We start from the raw sequence: 23,806 nt of genomic DNA on the forward strand, positions 1-23,806 counted from the left end.
TGACTGTTATTAGGCGCTCTTCGGAGCGCCATTTTTTTATTCCCGTTTCAGCCGCTTTGAGTTGCACAGCCAGAGGGTGATCACCAGCAGCAGGATCGCCGCCGAGTAGATCAGCACGTCGAGCGGGGATTTATGATCGACGATGATCAGCCGCACAATGGCGGTGATGCCAATGTAGACGAAATAGCGCAGCGGGAAGTGAAAGCCGGACTGAAAGTACTTCACAATCAGGGCGATAAATTCAAAGTAGAGAAAGTAGACCACCAGGCCTTCCACCAGCGCATATTTGCTGGTTTGCTCAGGGGCAAACAGCACATCCGCCAGATGCACCGTCTCTTTACCGAGAAAGACGACCAGGATCAGGCCAAGGCTCAGCAGACCGAGGTTCAGCACGGTCTGGAGGATGGTTGAGATAAACTCAACGCGCGGGCGAGTCAGGGATGTCATACAGCACCTCATTCTCCAGGGCGAGATTCCTGTATAACGCAAAAATGTGACGGGGATCTATATTTTTTGTTTATGTTTGGCGCAATGGTGAGGATTACCCCTCACCCCGGCCCTCTCCCCAAAGGGGCGAGGGGGAAAAGACAGCGCCGAGCGATCCCCTCTCCCCTTTGGGGAGAGGGTTAGGGTGAGGGGCATCAGCGGAAGTTAATGGTCTTATCGCTCGTCATGTCATACAGCTGGAACTTACGCCCAAGCTGCTGGCCGCCGTCACGCGTCAGCGGCGTCCAGCCCACAGCCGCGCGGCTGCGGGTTGGGCCTGACGAGAACAGATCCAGCGGAATCGACACGTAAACCCCTTTGGTGAAGTCCCCTTCCCCGTACTCGTCCGGCGAGACGTTGGTGATGGTGGCGTAGCCGCCCACCACGACGCCGCTGTCGAAGTGTTTGGAGATATCCAGCGTGCCGCCCTTATCGCCCGCCAGATACTGGCCGACGCTGGCTTTCACCAGCACGTCCTGCGCGAACGACGGCGTCCAGTAGGCGGTCAGGTGGCCAGTTTTGACGCTGTAGTCGGTGAACTTCATCATGTCCTGCGCGCTGCGCCAGTCACGCTGCTTAACGTAGTTGGCATCAATCCCGAACGCCCAGCTGCTGTCGACGGGACGATACAGCACCTCCGCCCCCGCGCCGCCGAACATAGTTTCCAGATAGCCCCCGTAAACCTGGCCGTAGAAGCCGTTGCCGAAGTACTGGAAGTAGTTGGCCTGCAGGTTGTTCACGTAGACATCGTTCTGCACGTATTCACGCACGCGGGTACGCACGCGCGGCAGCTTCGAGTCGTTTGGCGGGTTGGTGTAGTTAAACTTGTCGTAGTTGTTCGCGATGTTGCCGAACAGGCTGCCGGTGGTCAACAGATGGTCAGTGACCCACAGATCCGCCGTCGCCATCGCACCCAGCTGATACATGTAGAAGTTTTCCGGCCCGCCGACGGACTGGTTCAGCACCGGATCGATATGGAAATCAAAGCGCGATTTATCGATATACCAGCCCTGCTCGGTGGTTTCCGGCACGATCGGCTCTACGCGTTTTTGCACCAGCTCGGTTTCATGCCCGAGCGGTTCGCCTTCAAGATGGCGCTTAAGGCTGGCGACATCGGTTTCGGTTGTGACCTGGGGCAGATTCAGGCGGTTCTCCGTCACGCGGATCGTGCGGATCCCGTCCGGGAGATCGTTCATCACGATCCGGTTGGCGCGTTCGATCCCTTCCCGCGAGTCGCGGTATTTCACCTGCTCGCCGGTGACGTACAGCGTATCGCCTTTCACCTGAATTTTCGGATCGGCCAGGCCGGCATTGTATTTCAACAGCGTCAGCTGGTTTGCCACCACGGAGTGCTGCAGAATCGCATCCTGCGGCTCCGGCCGGTAGGCAGGCCGCGCGTTGTCGTTGTAGTGCGGCCGCATGTCGTTAAAGTTAGTGCGCAGCGTGAAGCCAAACATCACCGTGTTGCCGCGCTCGTAGCTGAGGTTAACGTCGGCCCAGTCGGTGACGCGATAAATGGCGCCGACGTTAAACTTGCTCTTCTGCTCAATCTTCCCGGCGAAATCCTGGGAGTAGTCGTTTCCTTCGTACTCCAGCTTCAGGCGCAGCGGCTGCCACGGCGTCTGGTATTCCACGCCGCCGAACAGCGAGGCCGGGCCGTGGAACATCTGGTCGCCGTTGATGGAGCCCGCTTTCTTGTAGCTGTTATCGCGGTAGCAGTATTTGTCGCTGTAGGTACAGAACGGGTTTTTGACGTTGCCGCTGGTGCCGAGATAGCCCCAGCCAAGACCGAGAGAAAAATCAAACGGTCCCCAGGCCTTGCTGGCCACAATGTATTCCGCGTCGAACAGGCCGGTCCCGCCGATATCTTTTGCCCCCACGGAGACCTGCGGCATCCAGTAGCTCTCTTCCCACAGGCGCAGTTTGACGTCGAAGGCTTTATCTTTGTAGGTCTGATCGCCGGAGAAGGCGTCGACGCTGCTGTACTGTTTCGTACGCACGTCGGTGTAACGCAGCGTGGTTTCGAGCCACGGGAAAAGCTGTACGGAGGCGGAATAGTAGCGATACTGGTCGTTATCGCGGTAGTTCAGGCTAATTTCCCCTTCACGCGCCATGCGCGCGGTGGGTGTTTGCAGTAAACCGACGCCGCCGAAGTCTGACTGAGACGGGCCAACAGGAGCCGGATACGTTTCTGCGTGGCAGGCAGCGCTTACGCAGAGCGCCAGCATGCTGTAGAGATAGGTTTTTTTCATTCTTCCGGTATCCGCTGTGTCAGGGAGTGAAGGATATCGGCGTTAAGCCCGTCATATGCCTTCGTCCAGAAATGGTCGGCAAAACCGACAAAAATGATGCTGCCCGGCATGGGTTCGACATGGCGTTTATTCCAGTACGCCACCGGCGCTTTTTGCGTATGCCCGTCTGGATAAATAATCCATGCGTAGCTGTTATCCGCGCCGCTCAGCAGGCTTTGTTCGTCGAGATAGCTCGCCACGTCACGACCGGGCGTAAAGGGCTTTTTACCGGGGCTACTGATAAGCCCCATCACGGTCACCGTCGTCGGCTTCGCCGGAAGCCAGAGGGTGTACTCCCCTTCAAGCGTGGGGTTGCCCTTTTCCGTGACGCGCACTTCATCTGGATCGAGATTGACTTTCTGGCGGCCTGTCACCTTCAGCGCCTGAAGCTGCTGGCGAACGCTGTTAATGGCTGCGGCATCGTCGCCGTCTTCCTGCTCCGCCAGACCCGTCAGGCGGGCCAGCAGGGCAAGGTGTTCCTGCTCCGCCTTAACCGTCGCCTGACGCTCGCCGATCACCGCTCCCGGCCACCAGCTGTTGGCAAGCCTTGGCTGCCCGACGAGATCGAGAAGATGCTCGGCATTAGTTAAGGTTTTGGGTTTTTCACTGTCCGGCGTGTAGACCTTTACCGTTCCTGCGGACCATGCCAGCGGTGCGGCAAGGCTGGCGAGAAGCGCAGCGTGGATGAGCATTTTCATGATTTCGCCGCCTTGATCAGGGTGGTTTTCACCGGGAAGAAACCGGCACCGAGATACTGCAAGGACTGACGGATCTGCCCTTCCTCGTCGATCCAGAAGCGGTTATGCCAGGTGGCCTGGTCGGTTGTCACCTTCTCATCCAGCACGCGCACCTGGGTTTCGTCGCTGCCGACCTTCACGCTGTCCGTACCGTCCCAGCGGAAGGTGGAGCGGGCCGTGGCATAGCGCACCTGCTTGTGCTCGGTCCAGCCCATCGTGCGCGTCCAGCTTGCGCCGTCGACGATCTGATTTGGCTTGTTGAGCGGGTCTTCGGCGAGATTATTCACCTCGAGCAAGTTATCGCCGCCGAGCAGCGTTTTCACTATTCGTCCATGCTGCGTCACGATGGTGGCCTGATCCTGCGTCACCCATTTCTGCTGCCCGTTTTCATCGAAAGCGAGCACCACAAACAGTTGCGGGCCATCATTAAGCTGCATGTACTGGCTGGCGTACGGCATGTTCTGAAGTTCGTCATCGGTCAGGTGTACGCCCGGCGTGCCGAACAGGCTGTCCCACAGTGAATGTCCCAGCCCTTTGGTGGTGGCTGAGCACGCCTGCAACAGCAGGCAAATCAGAATGATTGCAGGTCGCTTCACGACTCTTCTCCGAAGGGGCGAAATAACCACACCGAAGTGTGGTTATGATTAAAACACCCGGTATTACTGGGTGCTGGTTGTCGTAGTGGTCGTGGTTCCGGTATTGGAGCCATCACCGCCACCGGTTGCCGCCAGCGCGACACCCACGGCTGAACTTACGGTGCTGGTACTGGCTGCGGTAGAACTTCCCGCAGACGCAGACGTCGCTGCCGACCCTGCTGCTTCTCCGACCTGGACCGGAGCTGCATAGACAGACGTCGCCGCAAGTGCAGATATGGCAAAAATGCCATACAGTACTTTCTTCATAACAATTTCCCTTCAATGAATGAATGGAGATTTGCCCGAAAAGAAATTCAGGCGGAATCGAGTATACACAACTACAGCAGAGGGTTTACCGTGGGGGGAAATAGGGTGATGGTTTTCGGACTAATGGATAAAAAGGAAATGAAAAATAAAAAATTAAAATAAATAAACAAATAAAATCAAATATTTATAATATGATCTCTTTATCTTACTTCTACGTATTTTCTTAAAATAAACCGCAGCAATTAGCAGGTTAACCGCCTTTTTCAGATTAAACTCAGAGTCAGAATTTGAGTTAACTAACAGACATCAGGAATTATCCGATAAAAAAATGCCGGCATATCGCCGGCATTTTTCATGACATATTAATTACGCACGCCATGCTTTATAACGGTTAATCAAACCGTTTGTAGAACTGTCGTGGCTGTCGATCGCTTTATCGTCACCCAGCTCTGGCAGAATGCGGTTTGCCAGCTGTTTGCCCAGCTCTACGCCCCACTGGTCAAAGGTGAAGATGTTCAGGATAGCGCCCTGAGTGAAGATCTTGTGCTCGTACAGCGCAATCAGCGCGCCCAGGCTGAACGGGGTGATTTCGCGCAGCAGGATGGAGTTGGTTGGACGGTTGCCTTCGAACACTTTGAACGGCACAACGTGGTCCAGCGTGGCCGGATCTTTACCCTGGTCACGGTATTCCTGCTCTACCACCTCGCGGGATTTACCGAACGCCAGCGCTTCGGTCTGCGCGAAGAAGTTGGACAGCAGCTTCGGATGGTGGTCGGACAGCGGGTTGTGCGTGATTGCCGGCGCGATGAAATCGCACGGTACCATTTTAGTGCCCTGGTGAATCAGCTGGTAGAACGCGTGCTGGCCGTTGGTGCCCGGCTCGCCCCAAATGATTGGGCCGGTCTGGTAATCCACCGCGTTGCCGTTACGGTCAACGTACTTACCGTTGGATTCCATGTTGCCCTGCTGGAAGTAGGCCGCAAAGCGGTGCATGTACTGGTCGTAAGGCAGGATAGCTTCGGTTTCAGCGCCGAAGAAGTTGTTGTACCAGATCCCAATCAGCGCCAGCAGCACCGGCAGGTTTTTCTCTGGTGCGGTGGTGGAGAAGTGTTTATCCATCGCGTGCGCGCCGGAGAGCAGCTCAACGAAGTTGTCGAAGCCCACGGACAGGATGATGGACAGACCGATTGCAGACCACAGAGAGTAGCGGCCGCCAACCCAGTCCCAGAACTCGAACATGTTCGCGGTGTCGATACCGAACTCGCTGACGGCTTTACCGTTGGTGGACAGCGCCGCAAAGTGTTTCGCCACGTGCTTGTTGTCGCCAGCGGTTTTCAGGAACCAGTCGCGCGCGCTGTGGGCGTTGGTCATGGTTTCCTGGGTGGTGAAGGTTTTGGACGCCACCAGGAACAGGGTGGTTTCCGGGTTTACGTTCTTCAGCACTTCGGCGATGTGGGTACCGTCGACGTTAGAGACAAAGTGCATGTTGAGGTGGTTTTTATACGGACGCAGCGCTTCGGTCACCATGAACGGACCGAGGTCAGAGCCGCCGATACCGATGTTAACAACATCCGTAATTGGTTTGCCGGTGTAGCCTTTCCACTGGCCTGAGATGATCGCTTCGGAGAAAGCTTTCATCTTTTCCAGCACCGCATTCACTTCCGGCATCACATCTTTGCCGTCAACGATGATTGGCGTATTGCTACGGTTACGCAGGGCCACATGCAGCACGGCACGGTCTTCGGTGCGGTTGATCTTCTCGCCGGAGAACATGGATTTGATGGCGTCGGCCAGCTCGGTCTCTTTCGCCAGGTCCTGCAGTTTTGCCAGCGTCTCTTCGGTAATGCGGTTCTTGGAGAAATCCACCAGCATCAGGTCATCGAAGGTCGCGGAGAACTTAGTGAAACGATCGGCATCTTTCGCGAACAGATCCGCGATGGTGACGTCTTTCATTTCATCAAAATGTTTCTGTAGTGCCTGCCAGGCAGCGGTCTGCGTTGGGTTGATGTTTTTCATTAGCAATACTCTTCTGATTTGAGAATTGTGACTGCGGTCGATTGTAGCGCCTGCAAATAAAAATTGTGATGGTTTTTATGCCATTGCCCTGGCCTGTATCAAACACAGGTGAAAAGACCCGAAAAGTATAGCTGCTGAAGAGCCCTCCCGGGGCGGCGAAATGTCGGTCAAAACAGGGTAAAATGGAGCATAAAATATGGCCCTGTTATAAGTCCTGTTTCTCAGGGGTACCCCCCCATAAAAAATCCGCATAATCCCAGCATTGACAGGACCTCCCCCGCATTTTATTTATAGGGCCGTATTTTGCGCCTGCACCTGTTTTCGTTTCATTCTTGTGCCAAGGTCGCTTATTCATTCCCTGACACGAGGTTGTTATGACGAGTTTTGTGGTCGCCAAGTTTGGCGGCACCAGTGTGGCCGATTACGATGCCATGAACCGCAGCGCCGATGTGGTGCTGGCCGATCCGAATACCCGCCTGGTGGTGCTCTCTGCATCCGCCGGCGTGACGAACCTGCTGGTTTCTCTGTCTGAAGGACTGGAAGCGACAGAACGTTTCGTGAAGCTGGATGCACTGCGCAAAATTCAGTTCGACATTCTTGAACGTCTGCAAAATCCAAACGTGATCCGCGAAGAAGTGGAGCGCTTGCTGGAAAATATCACCACCCTGGCAGAAGCGGCGTCTCTGGCCACCTCTACCGCCCTGACCGATGAACTGGTCAGCCACGGTGAATTGATGTCTACCCTGCTGTTCGTTGAAATTATGCGCGAGCGTAACGTTCAGGCGCAGTGGTTTGACGTGCGTAAAGTGATGCGCACCAGCGATCGTTTTGGGCGCGCCGAACCGGACGTTGAGATGCTGGCCGAGCTCACCAACCAGCAGCTGGCGCCGCGCCTGGCAGAAGGCATGGTGATCACCCAGGGCTTTATCGGCAGCGAAGCAAAAGGACGCACGACAACGCTTGGCCGTGGCGGCAGCGACTACACCGCCGCGCTGCTGGGCGAAGCCCTGCACGCAACGCGCGTGGATATCTGGACTGACGTGCCGGGTATTTACACCACCGATCCGCGCGTCGTTTCCGCGGCAAAACGCATTGATGTGATTGCGTTTGAAGAAGCGGCGGAAATGGCCACCTTCGGCGCGAAAGTGCTGCATCCGGCAACGCTGCTGCCTGCCGTGCGCAGCGATATTCCGGTCTTCGTTGGCTCCAGTAAAGATCCAAAAGCGGGCGGCACGCTGGTCTGCAAGAAAACCGAGAACCCGCCGCTGTTCCGCGCGCTGGCCTTGCGCCGCCGCCAGACGCTGGTGACGCTGCACAGCCATAATATGCTCCACTCCCGCGGCTTCCTGGCGGAAGTGTTTGGCATCCTCGCGCGCCATAACATTTCTGTAGATTTGATTACCACCTCCGAAGTGAGCATTGCGCTGACGCTGGACACCACCGGCTCCACCTCCACCGGCGACACCCTGCTGACGCAATCGCTGCTGATTGAGCTGTCTGAGCTGTGCCGCGTGGAGGTGGAAGAAGACCTGGCGCTGGTGGCCATCATCGGTAACAAGCTGTCTCGCGCCTGCGGCGTGGGCAAAGAGGTGTTTGGCGTGCTTGACCCGTTCAACATCCGCATGATCTGCTACGGAGCCTCCAGCTATAACCTCTGCTTCCTGGTCCCTGCCGATCAGGCCGAGCAGGTAGTGCAGAAACTTCATCAGAATTTGTTTGAATAAAATTCGTTAGCACGATAAACAATACCTATAAGCCGGGCACAGACCCGGCTTTTTCATAACTAAACAACACGACAATACTGCAAGGAATTCATTATGTTATCCGCTATCACCCGGCTGTTCCCGCTATGGGCGCTGCTGCTCTCCATACTCGCGTATTACACGCCCACCACGTTCACCGGTATTGGTCCGTGGGTCACCACGCTGCTGATGCTGATTATGTTCGGCATGGGCGTGCACCTGAAAATCGACGATTTTAAACGCGTGCTGTCGCGCCCGGCGCCGGTGGCCGCAGGGATCTTCCTGCACTACCTGGTGATGCCGCTCGCGGCCTGGCTGCTGGCAATGGCCTTTAAGATGCCGCCCGACCTCTCCGCCGGGATGGTGCTGGTGGGCAGCGTCGCCAGCGGTACGGCATCTAACGTGATGATCTATCTGGCGAAAGGCGACGTGGCGCTCTCCGTGACCATCTCTTCCGTTTCCACGCTGGTTGGCGTCATTGCCACACCGCTGCTAACCCGCCTGTACGTGGACGCGCATATTCAGGTGGACGTGATGGGCATGCTGCTCAGCATTCTGCAAATCGTGGTGATCCCGATTGCGCTGGGGCTGGTCATTCACCATCTTTTCCCGCGCGTGGTGAAAGCGGTTGAGCCGTACCTGCCCGCGTTTTCGATGCTCTGCATCCTGGCGATCATCAGCGCCGTGGTGGCCGGTTCCGCGTCGCACATTGCCTCCGTGGGATTTGTAGTGATCATCGCGATAGTGTTGCATAACACCATTGGCCTGCTGGGCGGCTACTGGGGCGGGAAGCTGTTTGGCTTTGACGAGTCCACCTGCCGCACGCTGGCAATCGAAGTGGGCATGCAGAACTCGGGCCTGGCCGCGGCGCTGGGTAAAATCTACTTCTCGCCGCTAGCGGCCCTGCCGGGCGCGCTGTTCTCCGTCTGGCACAACCTGTCCGGCTCGCTGCTGGCGGGCTACTGGTCCGGTAAACCGATTGATGAACAAACGAAAAAAGATGCGGTGAAGCAGGGTTAATTTACGCGGCTTGCTTTACACTGAAGCCTCCCCATCAGGAGGCTTCAGCAATGGCTACACCACGTTTGACCCAGAAAGACATGACGGAAGCCGAGCAGCGTGAACTGAAAACGCTACTCGACCGCGCCCGCATCGCGCATGGCCGCACGCTGACGAACGCCGAAACCAATCAGGTTAAAAAAGAGTACATCGATAAGCTGATGGCGCAACGTGAGGCTGCGGCGAAAAAAGCCCGCAAGCTGAAAAAAGAGCAGGCTTATAAGCCGGATGCAGAGGCGACCTTTTCCTGGTCCGCCAATACATCAACCCGTGGAAGGCGCTAATCAGCGCCCTTTCTTTTTGCGCCCCGGCTGGGTAAAGCGTTTTCCGTTGCCCGGCTTGCCTCGTCCTTTCTCTTCCGCCTGCGGCGCCTTCACGACCGGACGCTTAATCGCCTGGGTTTTCGGTTTTGCTTTGGCCTTCGGCTTCGCTTCTGACGACGAGTTCTCGATAAGCTTGAACAGCTCAATCAGCTCGTCATCCGTTAAGTCACGCCACTCGCCCAGCGGGATCCCGGACAGGCTAACGTTCATGATGCGCGTGCGTTCCAGCTTCGTCACTTCATAGCCGAAGTGTTCGCACATGCGGCGGATTTGACGGTTCAGGCCCTGCACCAGCGTAATGCGGAACGCGAATGGCGCCTCTTTCTTGACCTTACACTTCTTCGTGACGGTGCCGAGGATCGGCACACCGGCTCCCATGCCGCGAATAAATTCGTCCGTGACCGGCTTATTTACCGTCACAATGTACTCTTTCTCGTGGTCATTACCGGCACGCAGGATTTTGTTGACCAGATCGCCGTGGTTAGTGAGGAAAATCAGCCCCTGAGAGTCTTTATCCAGACGGCCAATCGGGAAGATGCGGCTGCTGTGGTTCACGAAATCAACGATGTTGTCCCGCTCGCCATCTTCCGTGGTGCTGACAATCCCAACCGGCTTGTTCAACGCGATAAACACCAGGTCTTCTGCATCGCGCGGTTCGATGAGCTGACCATTCACTTTAACCACATCGCCAGGGACCACCTGGTCACCGATAGTGGCGCGTTTGCCGTTGAGGAACACGTTACCTTGTTCAATGTAACGGTCCGCCTCGCGACGTGAGCAGATCCCGCTCTCGCTAATGTATTTGTTTAATCGGGTTGATTGAGTTGGCAGCATAGTTTCTCCTGTGAAGGGCGAAATATACCTTACCTTGCGGCTGACAAAAAAGTGTTAGTAACCGTTGATTAAAAAAACGAGTGCATCCCGCAATGAAGCCCGGTTTTGCGTAAGATCGGCAACACGCTCACCTAACTCTCTTGGCGATATGCCAGCCATCATGTGCATCATGACCACGCAGGGCTTACCCGCTATCTCAACGACGGGGCACACTTTCGCAGGCGGCTGAATGCCTCCCAGGTGGCTAAGCTCAACTGCGGGGGCGACCAGAACATGCTTCATCACATTAGCCACGGGATGCTGCATATTGATTAGCCAGGGATAGGCAGTTTTTCCCCTACCTTCATTCTCATAAGCAAAATATTGCTCCATCAAAACGACCTCTGAAAATCACTAAAGGAGCCGTTTTCATCAACCCAGTGGTTAATGGCCTCGATAGAAGCTTTATTTTCTGCTAACCACTCTGCGCGCTGATGCGCACGAAACTGTTCCTGCAGTGCAGCCGTGAGCACAGCGGAAAGATTAAGTTTAAGCCGTCGCGCCTCTTCAAGAATGTCTGGTGCTAACGACACATTGACTGATTTTTTAATGCCAGGAGTAGTGCGCATGAGAACCCCCATCGGAATGCGCATGAATTGACGAAGTGTAGCGTAATAAACGAGCATTTTCTATTCCCTTCAAAATGTAAGGTCTGAAGAGTAAATGCTGCTTTATAAGGTGTCACGCCTCGCAAAACGGTTTTGCGAGGCGCTTTCAGAGATTAATACTCGTCCCGCTCGTCGTCTTCATCCGGCTGTTCCATCACGCTATAGGCCACCGCGCAGAACAAGGAGTTAAGACGTTTCATATCCCCCAGCAGCCCCAGGTGCAGGGAGCTGGTCTCGATGCTCTGCACGTTCTGCTGGTGCAGACGCTCAACGTGGGCATGCGAGTATCGGCGGTTGAGGATGCGGAAACGATGCTTGTTGCGGCGCAGGCGGCGGGCGCTCGGCACGTCGCTGGAGAAGAAGACCGACATCGCCAGCTTGAGGTTGCTCATCAGCTGCTCGTGGAGCGCTTCCAGCTCTTTTAACCCTTCAACAGAAAATGCCCGACGCGCGGCCAGCGATTTATCGGCGATCTCGCTGCCCATACGCTCGACGATATCCGAGGCCTGCTCAAGGTTAAGCGACATCTCGATGATTTCCGCCCAGCGGCGGGATTCCTCCTCCGCCAGCTCGTCCTGCGGGATACGCGCCAGATAGAGCTTGATGGCGGTGTACAGTACGTTGATGTCGTCCGCCAGCCTGCGCAGCTCTTTTTCCTCGCGCGGCTCGCCGTGCATCACCTTCTGCAGGCCTTCAAGCATGGTTTCCATCGCATCGCCCATGCGCAGCGTTTCGCGGGCGGCGTTGGCGATAGCCAGCGCCGGCGTGTCCAGCACGGAAGTATCCAGATGCTTCGGCTTAAGGCGCGCGTCCAGCTCCGGTTCATCACGGATTAGACGCTCGCAGAAGCGGGCCATCGGCGCGGCAAACGGCACCATAGCCAGACAGCGCACCAGGTTGTAGAAGACGTGGAAGTAGATCACCAGCTCCGCTTTCGGCAGCGGGAGGTTGTCCATCAGGTTCGCCAGCGGATGGACAAACGGCAGAATAATCAGGCTGCCCACCAGCTTAAACAGCAGGCTCCCCAGCGCCACGCGGCGGGCAGCGGCATTGGCCGCGCTGTTGTTGAGCATCGCCAGCAGGCCAGAGCCGAGGTTAGCGCCGATCACCAGACACAGCGCCACCGGGAAGGAGATCGCGCCCGCGGCAGTGAGCGTGGCCGTCAGCAGCACGGCGGCCAGGCTGGAGTAGCTGATGATGGCAAATACTGCCCCGATCAGCGCATCCAGCATGATGTCACCGGTCAGCGAGGCGAAGATGACCTGCACGCCGTTGGCCTCGGTAATAGGCGTCACCGCCTGCACAATCAGCTCCAGCGCCAGCAGAATCAGTCCGAGGCCAATGCCCACGCGGCCAAGCTGCCCGGCCCGGGTCTGCTTGCGGCCAAGGAAAAAGATCACGCCGATGAAAATCAGCAGCGGCGACAGCCATGAGAGATCGAACGTCAGGATACGCGCCATCAGCGCGGTGCCGACGTCGGCACCCAGCACGATCACCAGCGCCGGGGCGAGCGCGACCAGATCCTGCGCCACAAACGAGGTGACGAGCATGGTGGTGGCATTGCTGCTTTGCACCAGCGCCGTCACGCCGATGCCCGCACAGAAGGCGAGCGGCTTCTTCTCAACGCTGCTGCTGAGAACGGTACGTAAGCGCGCGCCAAACACGCGCATCACGCCGGTGCGGACAATATGGGTGCCCCATACGAGCAGTGCGACTGCCGAAAGCAAATGTAACAACGTCAGCACGGAAGTGGGTTCTCCTTATCGTTATAGATTTTATGATTGAGTATAAGGGTTTAAACGTAAGAAAGAGACAGGGCACCGTTGAGGTGCCCTGTTTGTTGTAAGGAAAAGTGACGTTAGTCCGCGTCGTAGCCTAAATTCGGCGCCAGCCAGCGCTCGACCTCTGACACGCTCATGCCTTTGCGCAGGGCGTAATCTTCGATCTGATCGCGCTGCAGCTGCGCCACGGCGAAGTACTTGCTGTCCGGATGGCTGAAGTACCAGCCCGACACGGACGCGCCCGGCCACATGGCGAACGACTCGGTGAGCTTCATGCCGGTATGCGTTTCCACGTCCAGCAGTTTCCAGATGGTGCCTTTTTCGGTGTGTTCCGGACAGGCCGGATAGCCCGGCGCCGGACGAATGCCCTGGTAATTTTCGCGGATCAGCTCCTCGTTGCTGAGGTTCTCATTCGCCGCGTAGCCCCAGTACACCTTGCGCACGCGCTCGTGGAGATATTCAGCAAAGGCTTCCGCCAGGCGGTCAGCAATCGCTTTCACCATGATCTTATTGTAATCATCGTGCTGCGCTTCGAACGCGTCCGCCAGGGCGTCTTCTTCAAGACCACCGGTAACCGCAAAGGCGCCGATATAGTCGGCCTTACCGCTCAGCTTCGGCGCAACGAAATCCGCCAGGCAGTAGTTGGCAAAGCCCACTTTCTCGGTTTGCTGCCGCAGGTGGTGGCTCACCGCCAGCACGTGGGTGCGGGTTTCATCGCGGTAGATTTCCACGTCGTCACCCACGCGGTTCGCCGGGAACAGCCCCACTACGCCGCGCGGGTTGAGGGTTTTCTCTGCACTCAGCGTGTCCAGCATATCGTTGGCGTCTTTAAACAGGCGCTTCGCCTCCTCGCCTACCACCTCATCCTCCAGGATGCGCGGGTATTTGCCCGCCAGCGACCAGGTCATAAAGAACGGCGTCCAGTCGATGTAGTTACGCAGCGTTTCGATGCTGGCCGTCACGTCCTGCACGCCCAGACGGTGCGCGACCGGCGGCGTATAGCTGGACCAGTCAAAGGCCAGGTCGTTATCGCGCGCAGCCTGAAGTGAAACCGGCGGGGTGCGCGGTTTCTTACGGCCGTGCTGGATGCGGACGGTTTCGTACTCCTGACGGGTGCGCGCCACAAATTCGTCGCGCTGAGTCTCGGAGAGCAGCGCGGACACCACGCCCACCGTGCGCGAGGCGTTCTGCACGTAAACCGTCGGTCCGCTGTAGTTCTGCTCGATCTTCACCGCCGTGTGCGCTTTCGAGGTGGTCGCCCCGCCAATCAGCAGCGGAATGGTGAAGCCCTGACGCTCCATCTCCTTAGCCACGTTGACCATCTCGTCCAGCGACGGAGTAATCAGCCCGGAGAGGCCGATCAGGTCGGCGTTCACTTCGCGCGCGGTCTTGAGGATTTTATCCGCCGGGACCATCACGCCGAGGTCAATAATCTCGTAGTTATTACACTGCAGCACCACGCCGACGATATTCTTGCCGATGTCGTGCACGTCGCCCTTCACGGTGGCGATGACCATCTTGCCGTTGCTGGAGCCTTTCTCTTTGCTGGCTTCGATGAAGGGTTCCAGATAGGCCACGGCCTGCTTCATAACGCGGGCTGATTTTACTACCTGCGGCAGGAACATCTTACCTTCGCCGAACAGATCGCCGACCACGTTCATGCCGTCCATCAGCGGGCCTTCAATCACCTCAATCGGGCGGGCTGCCTGCTGGCGCGCTTCCTCTGTATCCTGCTCGATGAACTCGGTAATGCCTTTTACCAGCGAGTATTCCAGACGCTTTTTCACGTCCCAGGAACGCCACTCGGCCTGCTGAACGTTGGCCGACTCATCCGCTTTGCTGCCGCGGTATTTCTCCGCCAGGTCCAGCAAGCGCTCGGTGGCGTCGTCGCGGCGGTTAAGGATCACGTCCTCTACGGCATCGCGCAGCTCGGCAGGGAGATCGTCATAAATTGCCAGCTGGCCGGCGTTAACGATCCCCATGTCCATCCCGTTGCGGATGGCGTAGTAGAGGAACACGGCGTGGATCGCTTCACGCACCGGGTCGTTGCCGCGGAACGAGAACGAGACGTTCGACACGCCGCCGGAGATCAGCGCATGCGGCAGCTCGCGCTTGATGTCTTCACACGCGCCGATAAAGTCCTGGGCGTAGTTGTTGTGCTCTTCGATGCCGGTCGCGACGGCGAAGATGTTCGGGTCGAAGATGATGTCTTCCGGCGGGAAGCCCACCTCTTCGGTCAAAATCTTGTACGCGCGGCGGCAAATCTCGATTTTACGCTCGCGGGTATCCGCCTGGCCCACTTCATCGAAGGCCATCACCACCACGGCGGCACCGTAGCGGCGCACCATCTTCGCGTGGTGGATAAAGATATCCACGCCCTCTTTCATCGAGATGGAGTTAACGATGCCTTTGCCCTGAATGCACTTCAGCCCTTTTTCGATAACTTCCCACTTGGAGGAGTCAATCATGATCGGCACGCGGGCGATGTCCGGCTCACCGGCAATCAGGTTGAGGAAACGCACCATCGCCGCTTCGGCGTCAAGCATCCCCTCGTCCATGTTGATATCGATAATCTGCGCGCCGTTTTCCACCTGCTGGCGGGCAACGTCAAGCGCCTCGCTGTAGTTCTCTTCTTTGATCAGGCGCTTGAACTTTGCGGAGCCGGTAACGTTTGTACGCTCACCCACGTTCACAAACAGGCTGTCGTCGCCGATGGTCAACGGCTCAAGGCCGGAGAGGCGGCAGGCAACAGGAAGCTCTGGCAGCTTGCGCGGCGGAAGCCCGGCCACGGCGTTGCTCATGGCGGCGATGTGCTCCGGCGTGGTGCCGCAGCAGCCGCCGACGATGTTCAGGAAGCCTGACTCGGCCCACTCGCGGATTTGCGCCGCCATGGTGTCAGCATCGAGATCGTATTCACCAAACGCGTTCGGCAGACCGGCGTTCGGGTGCGCGGTAACGTAGCATTCGGCGATGCGCGAAAGTTCCTGCACGTACTGGCGCAGTTCGTCCGGCCCCAGCGCGCAGTTCAGACCGAAGGAGAGCGCTTCAGCGTGGCGCAGGGAGTTATAAAACGCTTCGGTGGTCTGGCCGGACAGGGTGCGGCCGGAGGCGTCGGTGATGGTGCCGGAAATCATGACAGGCAGCTCAACGCCCAGCGCCTCGAACTCCTCTTTCACCGCGTAAATCGCGGCCTTGGCGTTGAGGGTGTCGAAGACGGTTTCAATCAGGATCAGGTCGGAACCGCCTTCCACCAGCGCTTTGGTCGATTCACGGTAGGCCGCGACCAGCTGATCGAAGGTGATATTGCGAAACGCCGGGTCGTTGACGTCCGGTGAAATCGACGCGGTGCGGTTCGTCGGGCCCAGCACCCCGGCAACGTAGCGCGGCTTGTCCGGCGTGCGGGCCGTCCACTCGTCGGCACAGGCGCGGGCGAGTTTGGCCGCTTCAAAGTTGATTTCCGCCGACAGGGATTCCATCTGGTAATCCGCCATGGCGATGGTTGTCGAGTTGAAGGTGTTGGTTTCAACGATATCCGCACCCGCTTCGAAGTAGGCGTTGTGGATATCCTTAATGACGGACGGCTTGCTGAGCACCAGCAGGTCGTTGTTGCCTTTCAGGTCGCAGGGCCAGTCGGCGAAGCGCTCGCCGCGGAAATCGTCTTCACTCAGGCGATAGCCCTGGATCATGGTGCCCATGCCGCCGTCCAGCACCAGAATTCGTTCATTTAACTGCGCACGAAGTTGCTCTACTTTGCTGCTCACACTTGCTCCCGACAACGCTCAACAAGGCCAAAAGGCTGCGTTCCATACTGGCACAATCTCGCGGGGTGGAAAAGTCACACCGCGGTAACATGAGACATGTTCACCATCACTCCTCCGATCAGTCAGGAAAGCGGTTGCAAAATCACCAAATAAAACGAAAATGATTTCCACGATACAGAAAAAGGAGATCTTCATGGTCGCGACCGTTCCCGCCAAACGCGGCAGAAAACCTGCCGCCACCGCCGCCGCACAACCCGGCGGACAGGTCCAATCCCTGACGCGCGGTCTGAAGCTGCTGGAGTGGATAGCCGAGTCGCACGGCAGCGTGGCCCTGACGGAGCTGGCTCAGCAGGCTGGCCTGCCGAACTCCACCACGCACCGCCTGTTGACCACCATGCAGCAGCTGGGCTTTGTTCGCCAGGTAGGCGAGCTGGGTCACTGGGCGGTGGGCGCGCACGCGTTTATCGTGGGCAGCAGCTTCCTGCAGAGCCGTAACCTGCTGGCGATTGTGCACCCTATTCTGCGCAAACTGATGGAGGAGTCCGGCGAGACGGTGAACCTGGCGGTGCTGGACCAGAGCGACCACCAGGCGATTATCATTGACCAGGTGCAGTGCACGCAGCTGATGCGTATGTCCGCGCCGATTGGCGGCAAGCTGCCGATGCACGCCTCCGGGGCGGGGAAAGCGTTTCTCTCGCAGCTCAGTGAAGAGCAGGTGACGGGGCTGCTGCACCGAAAAGGGCTGCACGCCTACACCCACGCCACGCTGGTGTCGCCGGTGCATCTGAAAGAAGATCTGGCGTTAACCCGCAAGCGCGGCTATTCGTTTGATGATGAAGAACATGCGCTGGGCCTGCGCTGCCTGGCGTCCTGCATTTTTGACGAGCACCGCGAGCCGTTCGCCGCGATCTCCATCTCCGGGCCGATTTCACGCATGACCGACGACCGGGTGACCGAGCTGGGCGCGCTGGTGATTAAGGCCGCGAAAGAGGTGACGCTGGCGTATGGTGGGATTCGTTAAACCGCACACAAAACCGCTGCTTGCGGCGGTAAGCGTACACATCCTCCACGTGCCCGTTTTTGATCCGCGTTTGCAGCCCGCGCCAGTAGCTGGCGCGGAACAGATCGGCATGCATCTCTTCGAATAGCGGCCCGATACGCGGGTCGGCGCACAGCCAGTGGCGAAACTCTTCAGGAAACACATCTCCCGGCGAAACGCTGTACCACGGCTCGCTGGAGAGCTCATCTTCCGGGTAGCGGGGCGGCGGGATATCGCGGAAGTTCACTTCGGTCATATAGCAAATTTCATCGTAATCGTAGAACACCACCCGCCCGTGACGGGTGACGCCGAAGTTTTTAAACAGCATGTCGCCCGGGAAAATATTGGCGGCGGCCAGCTGGCGAATCGCGTTACCGTACTCCTCAATGGCGTCTCGTAAAGCCTGACCGTCTGACTGCTCCAGCCAGATATTCAGCGGCACCATGCGGCGTTCAATGTAAAGATGGCTAATTGCTATTTTGTCGCCAAGATCGGTGATTTTGGCGGGTGCTTCCTGCATTAAAAGCGCCATGAGCGCCGGGTCGATCTGCTGTTTATCCAGCACAAAGTTTTCAAACTCCTGGGTATCCGCCATGCGCCCGACGCGGTCGTGCTCTTTAACCAGCTGATAGCAGGCGCGGACGTGCGCGGCGGTCATCTCTTTCTGCGGCGCGAATCTGTCTTTTATCACCTTAAAGACCCGGTCAAAGCCCGGCAGCGTGAAGACCAGCATCACCATACCGCGAATGCCGGGCGCCTCGATAAACTGCTCATCGGCGGTGGTGACATAGCGCAGGTATTCCCGGTAGCTTTCCGTTTTGGCGTGCTTCTGGCAGCCAATCGCCATATACAGCTCGGCGGTGGTTTTACCGGGCAGGATCTCGCGCAGCCACTCCACCAGGGCGGCAGGCAGCGGGGCGTACACCATGAAATAGGAGCGGGCGAAGCCAAACACTATGCTGGCCTCGGCGCTGGTAGTCAGGCAGGTATCAACAAACAGTTCCCCGTCGTCGGTTCGATGGATCGGTAACAGAAACGGCACGATGGCCGTCGGCGTAACCAGTTTTCCCACCAGCCAGGCGGCCTTATTGCGGTAGAAAAGCTCGTTGGCAACCTGCAAATGGCTTTGGCTGAGCACCTCAGCGCCGAAGGTTTCATTGAGATGCGCGTGGATATAGCCGATGTCCCGGACTTTATTCTCCCAGGGCAGGCGCAGCGGCAAATCGGTTAATACGCGGTGCAGGAGCTTGTCCCATCCGCGATCGGGAAAGAAATCCTTCGCCAGCGGACGCGGAATGGTGCGAAAGCGTCGCTCGGGCTGGGAGCTGAAGATAAATAACCGCTCAGGAGATAATGAGCGGTGGTCAAATAACCGGCAATAGACGGAGTTGAAAAAGCTCTCCGCAATCTCGAAGCGCGGATAGTCGGGTAACAGATGGGTGTAATGCTCTTTCACGCGCAGTAAAAATTCCGCGTCCGGGCTTTTACCGTCGGTAATACAGCGCAGCTGTTCCACCACCAGACCCACATGGTGGTCGTAGAGATGAATACGCTGCTTCATGGCCTGCTGAACCGCATGCCAGTCTGCATGTTCGAAGCGCTGCTGCGCGCCGGATGTCACTTCCAGAAAACGGCCATACTGGGCATCGAAGCCCTGCAAAATAGTTTGGGCAATCAGTAATTCCAGGCCACGCGACATATATTCCCCTTACCCCTCACCCTAGCCCTCTCCCCAAGGGGAGAGGGAACGGTCTGGTGCGAATCTTTTTTCCCCCTCGCCCCTTCGGGGAGAGGGCCGGGGTGAGGGGGAAAAAATTAGAACTGTGCTTCTTCGGTTGAACCCGTTAAGGCGGTGACGGAGGAGGTGCCGCCCTGAATAATCGTGGTCACATTGTCGAAGTAGCCGGTTCCTACCTCCTGCTGGTGAGACACGAAGGTGTAGCCGTCTTTGCCCGCCGCAAATTCCGGCTGCTGGACCTTCTCAACGTAGTGCTTCATGCCCTCACCCTGCGCGTAGGCGTGCGCCAGATCGAACATGTTGAACCACATGCTGTGGATGCCCGCCAGGGTAATGAACTGGTATTTGTAGCCCATGTCGGACAGCTGCTGCTGGAAGCTGGCGATGGTTTTGTCATCCAGCTTTTTCTGCCAGTTGAAGGACGGCGAGCAGTTGTAGGCCAGCAGCTTGCCCGGGTATTTCGCGTGGATGGCATCTGCAAACCGTTTTGCCAGCGCCAGGTCCGGCGTGGAGGTTTCACACCAGACCAGGTCCGCGTAAGGCGCGTACGCCAGGCCGCGGCTGATCGCCTGTTCAATGCCGGCATGTGTGCGGTAGAAGCCTTCACTGGTGCGCTCGCCGGTAATGAATTCGCTGTCGTACGGGTCACAGTCAGAGGTAATCAGGTCCGCCGCGTCCGCATCGGTACGGGCAATCACCAGCGTCGGCACGCCGAGCACGTCAGCAGCCAGACGCGCGGCAACCAGCTTCTGCACGGCTTCCTGCGTTGGAACAAGCACTTTACCGCCCATGTGTCCGCACTTCTTCACTGACGCCAGCTGGTCTTCGAAGTGAACGGCCGCTGCACCGGCCTCAATCATCGATTTCATCAGCTCGAAGGCGTTCAGCACGCCGCCGAATCCCGCCTCCGCATCCGCGACGATCGGCAGGAAGTAGTCAATAAAGCGCGGATCGTCAGGTTCGATACCGGCGGCCCACTGGATCTGATCCGCACGGCGGAAGGTGTTGTTGATCCGATCCACGACCGACGGCACGGAGTTAGCCGGATAGAGCGACTGATCCGGGTACATGCTGGAGGCCAGGTTGGCGTCCGCCGCGACCTGCCAGCCGGAAAGGTAGATGGCTTCAATGCCGGCCTTTGCCTGCTGCAGTGCCTGACCGCCTGTCAGCGCGCCGAGGCTGTTGATATAACCCTTTTTGGAACCACCGTGCAGCAGCTTCCACATTTTCGCCGCGCCATTTTGCGCCAGCGTGCATTCCGGGTTGACCGAGCCGCGTAATTTCACCACTTCCTCCGCGCTGTAAGGACGGCGGATGCCTTCCCAGCGCGGTTGAGTCCACTCTTTTTTTAATTCTTCGATTTGTTGGGTACGGGTTTTCATGTGCAGATGCTCCATATTGTTATGTGGTGAGTTACGCCAGGAAGCGGTAGCCCGGCAGGGTCAGGAAGTCGATTAAGTCATCTGAGGTGGTGATTTGCTCCATCAGGCGCGCTGCGTCGTCAAAACGTCCGCTGCTGAAGCGGTGTTCGCCCAGCTCGTCCTGGATCACCCGCATCTCTTCGGCCAGCATCTGGCGGAACAGCGCTTTTGTCACCGGCTTGCCGTTGCTGAGCGTTTTTTGATGGTGGATCCACTGCCAGATAGAGGTGCGGGAGATTTCCGCCGTGGCGGCATCTTCCATCAGGCCGTAGATAGGCACGCAGCCGTTTCCGGAGATCCACGCCTCGATGTACTGGACCGCGACGCGGATATTGGCGCGCATGCCCTCTTCCGTACGCTCACCTGCGCACGGAGCCAGCAGCTGTTCTTCAGCCGTTGGGGCATCTTCTTCGCGCGTGACAAACAGCTGGTTTTTGTTATCGCCGAGTACGCGGTTGAAGACTTCCATCGCCGTATCGGCCAGACCCGGATGGGCAATCCACGTGCCGTCGTGACCGTTGCGGGCTTCAAGCTCTTTGTCGGCTTTCACCTTATTGAGCACCTGATTGTTGCGCTCCGCGTCTTTGCTCGGGATAAAGGCCGCCATGCCGCCCATCGCAAAGGCACCGCGCTTGTGGCAGGTTTTAATCAGCAGGCGCGAGTAGGCGCTCAGGAACGGTTTATCCATGGTCACGACCTGGCGATCCGGCAGCACGCGGTCGGGATAATTTTTCAGGGTTTTGATGTAGCTGAAGATATAGTCCCAGCGTCCGCAGTTCAGCCCGACAACGTGGTCGCGCAGGGCATGCAGAATTTCATTCATCTGGAACACGGCGGGCAGCGTTTCAATCAGCAGCGTGGCCTTGATGGTGCCGCGCGGCAGGTTGAAACGATCTTCCGCGTAGCTGAATACTTCACTCCACCAGGCGGCTTCCTGCCAGGCCTGCGTTTTTGGCAGATAGAAATAGGGGCCGCTACCTTTTGCCAGCAGGTTCTTGTAGTTGTGTAAGAAATAGAGTGCGAAATCAAACAGGCTGCCCGGAATGGCTTCCCCACGCCATGTGACATGTTTTTCAGGCAGGTGCAGACCGCGTACGCGACAGATCAGAACCGCCGGATTCGGTTTGAGCTGGTAGATTTTCCCGGCTTCGTTGGTATAGCTGATAGTACCGTTCACGGCATCGCGCAGGTTGATCTGCCCGTCGATAACTTTGTTCCAGTCCGGGGCCAGCGAGTCTTCAAAATCGGCCATAAAGACTTTAACGTTCGCGTTCATGGCGTTGATCACCATTTTGCGTTCGACCGGACCGGTGATCTCAACGCGACGATCCTGTAAATCTTCAGGGATGCCGCGGATTTTCCACTCGCCGCGACGAATGGAAGCGGTTTCCGAAATAAATCCAGGCAACTTGCCGTCGTCAATTTCCTGCTGCTGATGAATGCGTGCCGCCAGCAGCTTATTACGCTGCGGCGTAAAGCGGGTCACCAGTTCAGTCAGAAATTCTACCGCTTCCGCCGTCAAAATTTGCAGCTCTTGCTCGCCATACGGCTGGGTAAAGGTCAGCTCATCGACCGTTGTTGCCTGTTGAGTCATCTTTCTGCTCCTCATCAAAGATCCAAAATCACGCCCCCAATGCGAACGAAAGATCGTTGTGTAGTTTTCGCTCAGCAGAATTAAGACTATCTATAATTTTTCCAAAATCAAAAACAATTTCCATTTTATTTAATTTGTTCAGTTAACTTTTTGATTATTATGAGATTAAAGTTTTATTGGGTGTTGAATGGAATTTCGGAAATAAAAAAGGCACCCGAAGGTGCCTTATCTGAATAGCTGAAACGCTTTAGGATCGTTTAATGCAGAAGATTACTCCAGCGTCGGATTCATGTGGCGAAGATCGTACGGCGTAATCTGGTAGACGTAATAGTTGAGCCAGTTAGTGAAAAGCAAATTGCCGTGGCTGCGCCAGGTCGCTCTCGGTTTGTTTTGCGGATCGTCTTTCGGGAAATAGTTGTACGGTACATCCGGATTAAGACCCGCCTCGACATCACGGAAATACTCTGACGCGAGGGTATGCGGATCGTACTCAGGATGCCCGGTCACAAAAGCAATGCGTTTATCCTTGCTGGCAAACAGGTAGGCATCCCCATCTTCCGTTTCAGCCAGGATCTCCAGATCGGTGTAATCACGAATCAGCTGGGCCGGGAAATCGGCGTAGCGAGAATGCGGGGCCAGGAAGGAGTCGTCAAACCCACGCGTCAGCAGCGCGTGTGGATGAAGAATGTGGTGTTCGTATACGCCGGAGAGCTTTTCAGTGCGGGTTTGCTTGGGAATACCGTAGAGAATGTTGAGTGCGGCCTGTACCGCCCAACAGACAAACAGCGTTGACGTGACGTGATCCTTTGCCCACTCCAGCACTTGTTTGATCTGCGGCCAGTAGGCAACATCGTTAAATTCAACCAGACCGAGCGGCGCGCCGGTCACAATCAGTCCGTCGAAGTTTTCCCCCTGAATATCTTCGAAGTTACAGTAGAAGTTATTAAGATGCTCAGAGGGCGTGTTACGTGACTCACGGGCATCAATACGCAGCAGCTGAATATCCACCTGCAGCGGTGAGTTCGACAGAAGACGCAGGAACTGATTCTCCGTTTCGATCTTTTTCGGCATCAGGTTGAGGATGAGTACCTTCAGCGGGCGAATTTCCTGACCTGTCGCGCGTGAAGCCGTCATCACGAAGACGTTCTCTTCACGTAAGAAATTGACGGCTGGTAGCTCGTCCTGCACCCGAATCGGCATAACCTTACTTCCTCACAGTATACGTATAAACGTTTAGACATCCAGACAGCTAACGATACCCAGAAATGGTATGAATGTCGAGCCTGCAAGTCGAAGGTGAGAAAGTTTCAGGGTGAGGGAGAAAACAAAAGCAAAAAACCCCGCACCTTACGGTACGGGGTTCTTCTTAATTAATGCCTGGCAGTTCCCTACTCTCACATGGGGAGACCCCACACTACCATCGGCGCTACGGCGT

At 57.0% G+C, this 23,806-nt stretch carries 19 protein-coding genes; 4 read left to right on the forward strand and 15 right to left on the reverse strand.

Going from position 1 to position 23,806, the window contains the following annotated elements; all coding sequences use genetic code 11:
• Positions 1 to 36: 36 nt before the first annotated feature.
• The 6 genes from psiE to pgi form a co-directional block, all read right to left on the reverse strand.
• Positions 37 to 447 carry a phosphate-starvation-inducible protein PsiE gene (psiE, locus tag USG84_RS20165; RefSeq protein ID WP_000202963.1) on the reverse strand — a complete coding sequence of 137 codons (411 nt, stop codon included), beginning with the start codon at positions 445 to 447 and terminating at the stop codon, positions 37 to 39.
• 194 nt (positions 448 to 641) lie between these two features.
• Positions 642 to 2,738, reverse strand: a complete 2,097-nt coding sequence (locus USG84_RS20170) for a YjbH domain-containing protein (protein ID WP_151413583.1) — start codon at positions 2,736 to 2,738, stop codon at positions 642 to 644.
• A complete protein-coding gene (locus USG84_RS20175) occupies positions 2,735 to 3,475 on the reverse strand; it encodes a capsule biosynthesis GfcC D2 domain-containing protein (RefSeq protein ID WP_080442042.1) in 741 nt (246 codons plus the stop codon). The genes USG84_RS20170 and USG84_RS20175 overlap by 4 nt, the downstream gene beginning before the upstream one ends.
• Positions 3,472 to 4,110 carry a YjbF family lipoprotein gene (locus tag USG84_RS20180; protein WP_151413582.1) on the reverse strand — a complete coding sequence of 213 codons (639 nt, stop codon included), beginning with the start codon at positions 4,108 to 4,110 and terminating at the stop codon, positions 3,472 to 3,474. Before USG84_RS20180 ends, USG84_RS20175 begins: the two co-directional genes overlap by 4 nt.
• 63 nt (positions 4,111 to 4,173) lie before the next feature.
• Entirely contained in the window at positions 4,174 to 4,416 is a 243-nt protein-coding gene (gene yjbE / locus USG84_RS20185; RefSeq protein WP_013095034.1) for an exopolysaccharide production protein YjbE, read from the reverse strand.
• Between the two features lie 366 nt (positions 4,417 to 4,782).
• Positions 4,783 to 6,432: a glucose-6-phosphate isomerase gene (gene pgi, locus USG84_RS20190; RefSeq protein WP_061099586.1), complete on the reverse strand. Its 1,650-nt coding sequence runs from the start codon at positions 6,430 to 6,432 to the stop codon at positions 4,783 to 4,785.
• A gap of 374 nt (positions 6,433 to 6,806) precedes the next feature.
• Between pgi and lysC the strand changes: the two genes are divergently transcribed.
• The 3 genes from lysC to USG84_RS20205 all read left to right on the forward strand — a co-directional run bounded on the left by lysC (position 6,807) and on the right by USG84_RS20205 (position 9,517).
• Positions 6,807 to 8,156, forward strand: a complete 1,350-nt coding sequence (gene lysC / locus USG84_RS20195) for a lysine-sensitive aspartokinase 3 (RefSeq protein ID WP_041911575.1) — start codon at positions 6,807 to 6,809, stop codon at positions 8,154 to 8,156.
• A 93-nt stretch (positions 8,157 to 8,249) separates the two neighbouring features.
• Positions 8,250 to 9,194, forward strand: coding sequence for a ketopantoate/pantoate/pantothenate transporter PanS (panS, locus tag USG84_RS20200; RefSeq protein WP_253540336.1), 945 nt, complete (start codon positions 8,250 to 8,252; stop codon positions 9,192 to 9,194).
• A gap of 50 nt (positions 9,195 to 9,244) precedes the next feature.
• The gene (locus USG84_RS20205; RefSeq protein ID WP_003860346.1) at positions 9,245 to 9,517 is read left to right on the forward strand and encodes a DUF3811 domain-containing protein; all 273 of its coding nucleotides are present in this window, start codon (positions 9,245 to 9,247) and stop codon (positions 9,515 to 9,517) included.
• Here USG84_RS20205 and rluF read toward each other — a convergent pair whose 3' ends face one another.
• The 5 genes from rluF to metH all read right to left on the reverse strand — a co-directional run bounded on the left by rluF (position 9,518) and on the right by metH (position 16,579).
• Positions 9,518 to 10,390, reverse strand: coding sequence for a 23S rRNA pseudouridine(2604) synthase RluF (rluF, locus tag USG84_RS20210; protein WP_151413581.1), 873 nt, complete (start codon positions 10,388 to 10,390; stop codon positions 9,518 to 9,520).
• 54 nt (positions 10,391 to 10,444) lie between these two features.
• Positions 10,445 to 10,762: a CcdB family protein gene (locus USG84_RS20215; protein ID WP_151413580.1), complete on the reverse strand. Its 318-nt coding sequence runs from the start codon at positions 10,760 to 10,762 to the stop codon at positions 10,445 to 10,447.
• Positions 10,762 to 11,055: a type II toxin-antitoxin system CcdA family antitoxin gene (locus tag USG84_RS20220; RefSeq protein ID WP_119916526.1), complete on the reverse strand. Its 294-nt coding sequence runs from the start codon at positions 11,053 to 11,055 to the stop codon at positions 10,762 to 10,764. Before USG84_RS20220 ends, USG84_RS20215 begins: the two co-directional genes overlap by 1 nt.
• Positions 11,056 to 11,150: 95 nt before the next feature.
• Positions 11,151 to 12,782, reverse strand: coding sequence for a Na/Pi cotransporter family protein (locus tag USG84_RS20225; RefSeq protein ID WP_320738436.1), 1,632 nt, complete (start codon positions 12,780 to 12,782; stop codon positions 11,151 to 11,153).
• Positions 12,783 to 12,895: 113 nt separating this feature from the next.
• Positions 12,896 to 16,579, reverse strand: coding sequence for a methionine synthase (metH, locus tag USG84_RS20230; RefSeq protein WP_320738437.1), 3,684 nt, complete (start codon positions 16,577 to 16,579; stop codon positions 12,896 to 12,898).
• Between the two features lie 193 nt (positions 16,580 to 16,772).
• Here metH and iclR point away from each other — a divergent pair, with 193 nt between their 5' ends.
• Positions 16,773 to 17,600, forward strand: coding sequence for a glyoxylate bypass operon transcriptional repressor IclR (gene iclR / locus USG84_RS20235; protein ID WP_072201792.1), 828 nt, complete (start codon positions 16,773 to 16,775; stop codon positions 17,598 to 17,600).
• Here the strand turns inward: iclR and aceK are convergent.
• From aceK to metA, 4 genes are all read right to left on the reverse strand, one after another.
• A complete protein-coding gene (gene aceK, locus USG84_RS20240; protein WP_151413577.1) occupies positions 17,554 to 19,317 on the reverse strand; it encodes a bifunctional isocitrate dehydrogenase kinase/phosphatase in 1,764 nt (587 codons plus the stop codon). The two genes, iclR and aceK, sit on opposite strands and share 47 nt — an antisense overlap.
• 116 nt (positions 19,318 to 19,433) lie before the next feature.
• Positions 19,434 to 20,738: an isocitrate lyase gene (gene aceA, locus USG84_RS20245; protein WP_045328956.1), complete on the reverse strand. Its 1,305-nt coding sequence runs from the start codon at positions 20,736 to 20,738 to the stop codon at positions 19,434 to 19,436.
• A gap of 31 nt (positions 20,739 to 20,769) precedes the next feature.
• The gene (aceB, locus tag USG84_RS20250) at positions 20,770 to 22,371 is read right to left on the reverse strand and encodes a malate synthase A (protein WP_151413576.1); all 1,602 of its coding nucleotides are present in this window, start codon (positions 22,369 to 22,371) and stop codon (positions 20,770 to 20,772) included.
• Between the two features lie 270 nt (positions 22,372 to 22,641).
• Positions 22,642 to 23,571, reverse strand: a complete 930-nt coding sequence (gene metA, locus USG84_RS20255; RefSeq protein WP_151413575.1) for a homoserine O-acetyltransferase MetA — start codon at positions 23,569 to 23,571, stop codon at positions 22,642 to 22,644.
• Between the last annotated feature and the right edge of the window lie 235 nt (positions 23,572 to 23,806).

The organism is Enterobacter sp. 168J2 (genome assembly GCF_034107265.1).
GTDB lineage: Bacteria > Pseudomonadota > Gammaproteobacteria > Enterobacterales > Enterobacteriaceae > Enterobacter > Enterobacter nematophilus.